Origin of the sequence: Brevundimonas sp. SL161 (assembly GCF_049896985.1) — a bacterium.
In the GTDB taxonomy this organism is placed as follows: domain Bacteria; phylum Pseudomonadota; class Alphaproteobacteria; order Caulobacterales; family Caulobacteraceae; genus Brevundimonas.
In genome coordinates this window covers 1-7,015 of the sequence record NZ_JAFCVJ010000049.1, presented here as the reverse complement: position 1 = coordinate 7,015, position 7,015 = coordinate 1, and the positions used below count along the sequence as shown (strand labels likewise).

The 7,015-nt window shown below is 64.1% G+C and carries 6 protein-coding genes; all 6 read left to right on the top strand.

Annotated elements, in window-relative coordinates; genetic code table 11:
* A partial coding sequence (locus ACP7AU_RS17125) for a hypothetical protein (protein WP_426052196.1) occupies positions 1–216 on the top strand: 216 nt, incomplete at its 5' end.
* A gap of 198 nt (positions 217–414) precedes the next feature.
* Positions 415–843, top strand: coding sequence for a BLUF domain-containing protein (locus ACP7AU_RS17120; protein ID WP_426052195.1), 429 nt, complete (start codon positions 415–417; stop codon positions 841–843).
* 475 nt (positions 844–1,318) lie between these two features.
* Positions 1,319–2,986: a ShlB/FhaC/HecB family hemolysin secretion/activation protein gene (locus ACP7AU_RS17115; RefSeq protein WP_426052194.1), complete on the top strand. Its 1,668-nt coding sequence runs from the start codon at positions 1,319–1,321 to the stop codon at positions 2,984–2,986.
* Positions 2,987–3,038: 52 nt separating this feature from the next.
* Positions 3,039–5,396 carry a filamentous hemagglutinin N-terminal domain-containing protein gene (locus ACP7AU_RS17110; protein WP_426052193.1) on the top strand — a complete coding sequence of 786 codons (2,358 nt, stop codon included), beginning with the start codon at positions 3,039–3,041 and terminating at the stop codon, positions 5,394–5,396.
* A 2-nt stretch (positions 5,397–5,398) separates the two neighbouring features.
* Complete coding sequence (locus ACP7AU_RS17105; RefSeq protein ID WP_426038884.1) at positions 5,399–6,136, top strand: L,D-transpeptidase; 738 nt, start codon at positions 5,399–5,401, stop codon at positions 6,134–6,136.
* Between the two features lie 62 nt (positions 6,137–6,198).
* A partial coding sequence (locus tag ACP7AU_RS17100) for a hypothetical protein (protein WP_426052192.1) occupies positions 6,199–7,015 on the top strand: 817 nt, incomplete at its 3' end.

Here is a 7,015-nt window from a genome sequence, read left to right as displayed (position 1 = left end):
CTGGATATCCCCGTGGTCTTCATCAGCGGTCAGATCAGCCGGGCGCGGACGGCAGCGACCGTCGCGATCGCATCCATGCCCAAGCCCTATGACGCCTACGAGATGGTGCTCGCAGTGGCGTATCTTCTGGCGCGTCTCAAAGGACCGACATCTTTTCCGCGACCGGACAAACTTGAAGTGTTCGATGAAGACCTTGGGCTGGCACCTGCCGCCTGAGGCTTGCCTGCCGCTTCGAGGAAGATGAACCGGCCCGCATCGCGGTCGTTCCCTAAAAGTTGGCGCTGTACGGTTAGCGGACCCCATTTATCACTTCCGCGCGAACCATGTTTGGATGTTCCCCGTGTAACCGGGATCATTCGACACGGTGAAGCGTTGCCGTGGTGAGGGCTTTCAGCCCCAAGGCACTAACAATCTATGGAAAAGAATCTGATCCGACTGGTCTACAGAAGCAAATCTTGCATTGCTCATGATGACGTGGCTGAGCTTGACGAAATATTTAAATTATCGCGCCGAAACAATAAGCTAGATGGCATCACGGGCGCCCTCGCGTTGCCTGATGGAAAATTCGTTCAATCCATTGAAGGCGAAAAGAGCAAGGTGGGCCTGCTCATGAAGCGCATCCGGGCCGACAACCGGCACGAAGACGTTACCGTTCTCGGCGAATGGGAGGTTCAGGCCCGGCTCTTCAGGGGATGGGACATGGCTCGGCCTGATCCTACGCCACTGAGCCAGCAGTCCTTCCGGATCGTCACCGAGAACGGAAGTGGGGCACAGGTGACAAGCGTCCTATTGGACCTGATGAGCAAAGTTGAACGCCGGTATGTCGTCGGGATGGCTCACTAACCTTCGCGATTTTTGCTTCGTTCGCCGCCGCAAAGGTCGATTTGTGGGCGTCCCCACGGTCGCCTATGGGTCGGACCACGCCATTGGCATCAGGCCCGAAATCAGACATCCATGCCCGATGCCCGAAATCGACGCTTCGAACTGCGGCTAAGGGTGGAAGCGCGACATTGCGCCAGGCTTCGTCAGAGCTCTGAACACGCTCCCGCTGAATAATCTTCCAGACCGTACGGAACAAAAATAGGGCAGAATAGTTTGTGTACAGGGAATTCGAATGAACCGTTGATTTTTCTGTCTTGTTAATATTCGAAGTCTCAGGGTCTTTATTGGTGGTAGCTCGAGGTCCGTTCGCTAATTCGGACGAAATTTCCGGGAATTTTCCCGACCAGATCGATCATTCAAGCCTTTCCTACGTGCGTGCTCTCCGCTGCGTGAGAGCCGTTGCGCTCTGACACCGCGGCGGCACTTCGAGGTAGCTATGTTGAGATCGAGCCTGATAGCGGCTGCGCTGCTGGCCGTTAGCCAGAACGCTGCTGCCCAGCAGCCGCCCGGCGCGGGTACCCAGCTGCAGCAGATTCCGCCCGTCGCACTCCCCGGCCGAATGGCTCCGGATATTCGCATCGAGCGTCCGGAAGTCGCGTCGGATGCGGCGGCCGATGGGGTTCAAATCCGGGTCAATGCGCTGCGGATCACGGGTGCGACCCTGTTCTCCGAATCGGAGCTTGTCGCGGCCACCGGCTTCGTGCCGGAAAGTGAATTGACCCTGCCCGAGCTGCGCAACGCCGCGGCGGCGATCACACGCTTCTACAACAGCCGTGGCTACCTTCTGGCACAGGCCTATCTGCCGGCGCAGGACGTCCTTGAGGGGACCGTGACCATCGCCGTGATCGAAGGCCGTTATGGCGCGATCGAATTGCGTAACCAGACCCGACTGTCTGACGGCGTGGCCCGCCGCATCCTCGACGGTCTCGACCCGGCCGATCCGGTCGCCATCGCTCCGCTCGAGCGGAGGCTGCTGCTGCTTTCCGATATCCCGGGCGTCATCGTCCGTTCGACGCTGTCTCCGGGCGCCCAGGTCGGCGCCTCGGACCTGACGGTCGATCTTGCCCCCGGCCCGCTCATCTCGGGCAGCCTTGAGGCCGACAACGCCGGCAATTACTACACCGGCGCTTACCGGTTCGGCGGCTCCATCAACCTGAACAATCCGACCGGCCTGGGCGATCTGCTCAGCCTGCGTCTGCTCGTCTCCACCGAAGGGCTTGCGTACGGCCGGGTCGCCTACCAGGCGCCGATCGGCGCCGCCACTGTCGGGGTCGCCCATACGCACATGCGCTATGATCTCGGGCGTGAGTTCTCGGCCCTCGACGCCGGCGGCACGGCCGACATCGTCAGCGTCTTCGCCAGCTATCCGCTGATCCGCTCGCGCAACGCCAACCTCCAGGTCTTCGCCAGCGCGGACGCCAAATTCCTCACCGATGAAATCGGCCTCGTCTCGCAGGTCTCCGACAAGACCATCCGGTCGCTGACCGCAGGCCTGCGGGGCGATTCCCACGATCCCGTCGGCGGCGGCGGCTGGAATACCGGGTCCGTCGCGTGGACGACCGGCGAGCTCGACATCGAAAGCCCGCGCGAGCGCGCCGCCGACGCGATCAGCGCACACTCCCAGGGCGGCTTCGGCAAACTCCAGTACGCCGTCTCCCGACTGCAGATGGTCGGCGGCCCCCTGTCGATCTATGGCGCGCTGCGCGGACAGGTCGCCACCGCCAACCTCGACAGCTCCGAGAAGATGGAGTTGGGGGGCGCCTATGCGGTCCGCGCCTATCCCGAAGGCGAGGCCTATGGCGACGACGGCTATGTCGCCACCGTCGAGGCGCGGCTGAGCCTCGACCAGTGGACCTCGACGCTGCCGGGCCGGTTCCAGCTCATCGCCTTCGTCGACGCCGGCGAGATCGACTTCGCCCATGATCCGTGGTTCGCCGGCCCCAATCACGCCCGACGCAGCGGCGGCGGCGCTGGGCTGATCTGGTCCGGGCCGGACGACCTTACAACCAGGGTGACCTACGCCCACCGGCTGGGCGACCAGATCGCCACATCGGGGCCCGACGACGGCGGTCGGGCATGGTTCCAGATCGTCAAGCTGTTCTGATGGCCGCCTCGACCCGACATCCCTTCACGCCCCTCCCGACAAGGACGTTCTGATGACCAGTCTCCATCACCTGAGCGCCGGCGCTTCGTGCGGAACGGCGGCGCGCGGGCGGCCCGGTCGCAGGCGCGCCCTGTCCGTATCTACATCCCTGGCCGGCCTGGCCGCGGTTGGACTGGCGGCGTCGCTGTCCTTAGGGTCGGCGGCCGAGGCCCAGACCCTTCCTACCGGCGGAACGGTCACGGGTGGTGTCGCGACCATTACGACCGGGCCTGACAGCGTCACCATCAACCAGACGACCCAGAACACGGCAATCAACTGGCAGAGCTTCTCCATAGGCCGTGGCGGCAGTGTCGTCTTCGTGCAGCCCAACAGCCGGTCCGTCGCGCTCAACCGGGTCCTCGGGCCTGACGCCTCGGCGATCTTCGGCAGCCTGACATCCAACGGCCAGGTGTTTCTGATCAATCCGAACGGCGTCCTGTTCGGTCAGGGATCCCAGGTCAACGTCGGCGGGCTGGTGGCCTCCACCCTGAACATGACCGACGCCGACTTCATGGCCGGCGAGTACAGGCTCTCGGGCTCCGGCGGCGGCTCCGTGGTGAACCAGGGCACGATCATCGCGGACGGGGGCTATGTCGCCCTGCTGGGGGCCAACGTCAGCAATGAGGGCCTGATCCAGGCCAACCTCGGCACCATCGCCCTCGTCTCGGGCGAAGCAGTAACCCTCGACGTTGCCGGCGACGGTCTGCTGAATGTGGTCGTCGACAGAGGCGCGGCCAACGCCCTGGTCCAGAACGGCGGCATGCTGCAGGCCGACGGCGGACGGGTGGTGATGACCGCCCAGGGTGCGGGCGAACTGCTCAGGACGGTGGTCAACAACACCGGCGTCATCCAGGCCCGCACAATCGGCGATCGCAGCGGCACGATCGTCCTTCTGGGTGACATGTCGAGCGGCACTGTGACCGTGGGCGGCGTCCTCGACGCCAGCGCCCCCGACGTGGGCGACGGCGGCTTCATCGACACGTCCGCCGGGACAGTGAACATTACGCCCGACGCTCGAGTCACCACCGAAGCGCCTCGGGGGATCAACGGGACTTGGCTGATCGATCCGGCGGACTTCACCATCGGAGCGGGCGGCAATATCTCCGGCGCGACCCTCTCCGCCCAGCTGGTGACCACCAATGTCGTGATCAGCACCATGACCGGGCCCGGCGCCAATCTCCCGGGCAATGGCGACATTCACGTCAATGATGCCATCAGCTGGACCGCTTCCTCCAGCCCGACGACGCTGACGCTGAACGCCAACCGCGACATCAACATCAACGCCGCGATCACGGCCACCAACGGCAATCTGGTGGCCTGTTGCGGTCGTGACGTCAACGTCAACGCAGCCATCACCACCACCAACGGCAGCGTCCTGCTCAACGCCGGGCAGAATGTGAACGTCTTTCACGCAATCACCACGACCGATGGCAACATCGCCCTGTGCGCCGGGCACGACGTCCACATTGACGCGGCCGTCACCCTGACGCGGGGCAGCACAATTCCGGCCCAGAGCCTGGGCCTGCCGGTCGGGCTGACTCTGATCTCGGGCGCGAACGGCACGGGCCCCGGCGTCGCTGGCGGCACCATCATCTTCAGTCCGCTTGCGCCGCGCGTCACCGTCACCAACGCCGCGGCGACGATCAACTACAATCCCGTCTCCTACGCCCTGCCGACCGACTACTCGAACCGCTTCACCCTGACCGAGGGCGCGACGCTGACCCAGCGCATGCTGCTATTCCCCGATGGCAGCCGGGTCGTTGACGGGACGACGGAGACGACGCTCTCGGGCTTCAGGACCACGACCCTTTCGGGTTTGCCCGCCAACGTGACCCTTGTCGCCGGCCCGGCCGCCCGCGCGACGTTCGATTCCGCAGTGGTCGGGGCCGACGTGGGCATCACCTACAGCGGCTACACCCTCGCGGGCGCCAACGCGGACCGGTACGCCCTGGCCGGGTTCTGTTGCGGGACGCCCACCTTCCGGACGCGCGGGACGATCACACCTACGCCTCCTCCGCCTCCTCCTCCTCCTCCTCCGCCGCCGCCGCCGCCGCCGCCGCCTCCGCCGCCTCCTCCGCCTCCTCCGCCTCCTCCTCCGCCTCCTCCGCCTCCTCCTCCGCCGCCGCCTCCTCCTCCTCCGCCGCCCGTGGTCAGCCGACCCCTGCTGCCATTTCCAACGGTGACCTATCCGACCGTGACGCCGACGCCGGATCTGGCGCTGGTGGTGGTCGATCGCGGCGTGCGGATGCCGGTCTATGAAGCGACCCCCGTGTCTCCGCCGGTCGTGGTCGAGACTCCGCCTCGGGTCGCCCCGGTCCCGGTCCCCGCGCCGCCGGTCCCGGTCTATCCCCGCAAACAGGATCGCCATTGATCATGGGGCTTCCGACGCGCGCGCCTGGGACGGCCCCCGCCGGCATGACGCCCCACTGGCGGGAATCCGCTCCCCGGTTTCCGTGGACCAGGCGCGGCTTCGCGGCGGCGGGGCTGGCGCTCGGGCTCGGTTTCTCCCCGGCCTGCCTCGCCGCCGAGCGCGCCTATGCCACGGACGAGCCTGCCGCCGCTTCGTCCGCCGCCGGCCAGGTCAAGACCTGGGTCCTGGAGACGGCCGACAATCAGGGCCTGCCCTTCATCATCGTCGACAAGGTCAATGCGCAGGTCCTCGCGTTCGACCGTGAAGGGGTTCTGCTTGGGACCGCCCCCGTCCTCCTTGGCCTGGCGCCCGGCGACGTCTCGCCCCCCGGGATCGGCGACAGCCCCCTGTCCGGCATCGCCCCCGAGGATCGCATCACGCCGGCCGGCCGCTTCATCGCGTCGATGGGCGAGAATCTAGGCGGCAAGGGTATTCTATGGATCGATTATGACACCGCGCTTTCGCTGCATCCGGTGATCACGGCCCGGGCGTCCGACCGGCGGTTTCAACGCCTGGCCAGCGCCACCGCGCTCGACAACCGGATCTCATACGGCTGCATCAACGTGCCGGTGACGTTCTTCGAAAACGTCGTGCAGCCCGCTTTCGACGGCACCGTCGGGGTCGTCTACATCCTGCCGGAGACGCGATCGATCGAGCACGTGTTCTTCACGGCGGCGACGGCGGCGGCGGACGCGAAATAGCGCCGTAGAGGCATCCCCGGGGCCTGACGAAACGTGATCCTGTCGCTTGAAGCGGAGACAAGTTGCCGTTGGACTGCCGGTACCGTCATACTTGGCGGCGTCGCTTCACTGAAACTATCCACTTATTTTCGCCGCGGCAGACGCCGATTTCAGCTCAATTAGAGCCTGACAAGCTTAATCTGACAACACCGCACGCGAAATCTTTAAATACTGACAAACTGGAAGCGAATGGCGCGTCAATATTGTCAGCGTTGGAAATAGAAGCGATTCAGATCGCAAATTTTGTCACACTATATCGCGGCAAACGATCACCAAAGGGTGCGACAATTTGGAAGCGTAACCATAAGGTTTCATCAGCTTTATGGCGCGATTGTGATGTCTCCGGTGTTCCAAATCCGATCTCTTCGGGGCTTAGGATGAACACTGACACTTTCCTTCAGGTAAGGCTTGATCGAGTCGTTCAAAGCGCGGCGCTTACGGCAGGATGCAAGTCATCAATTCTGATCGTCCGGCACGACACGGATTTAATTCTTGCCAAAAGCTGTTTTGGCAAAGCTCCCGAACCCTGCGACCCCGATCAGTTCGAGACCCTGCTCGCCGCCATCAACCAAACCGATCAGGGCATCCTCCTGGTTGACGATCTGACGGATCCTGTCGCGGATCTGTGTCAGTTCCTGCCGCGATGGGACAGTCAGGTTGCCCGGTTCGCAGCCTTTATCGCCATCAAGGATCATGACGGCCAAGCCCGGGGCTTGTTGGTCATCTGCGATCCCAAACCCAAGCCGGGCCTGAGCCCAGCTAAAATCTATGTTCTGCTATCGCTGGCGTTTCAGATCGCCGACAGCCTCACGCTCCACCGTCTTCAAGCAAACGAGGAAT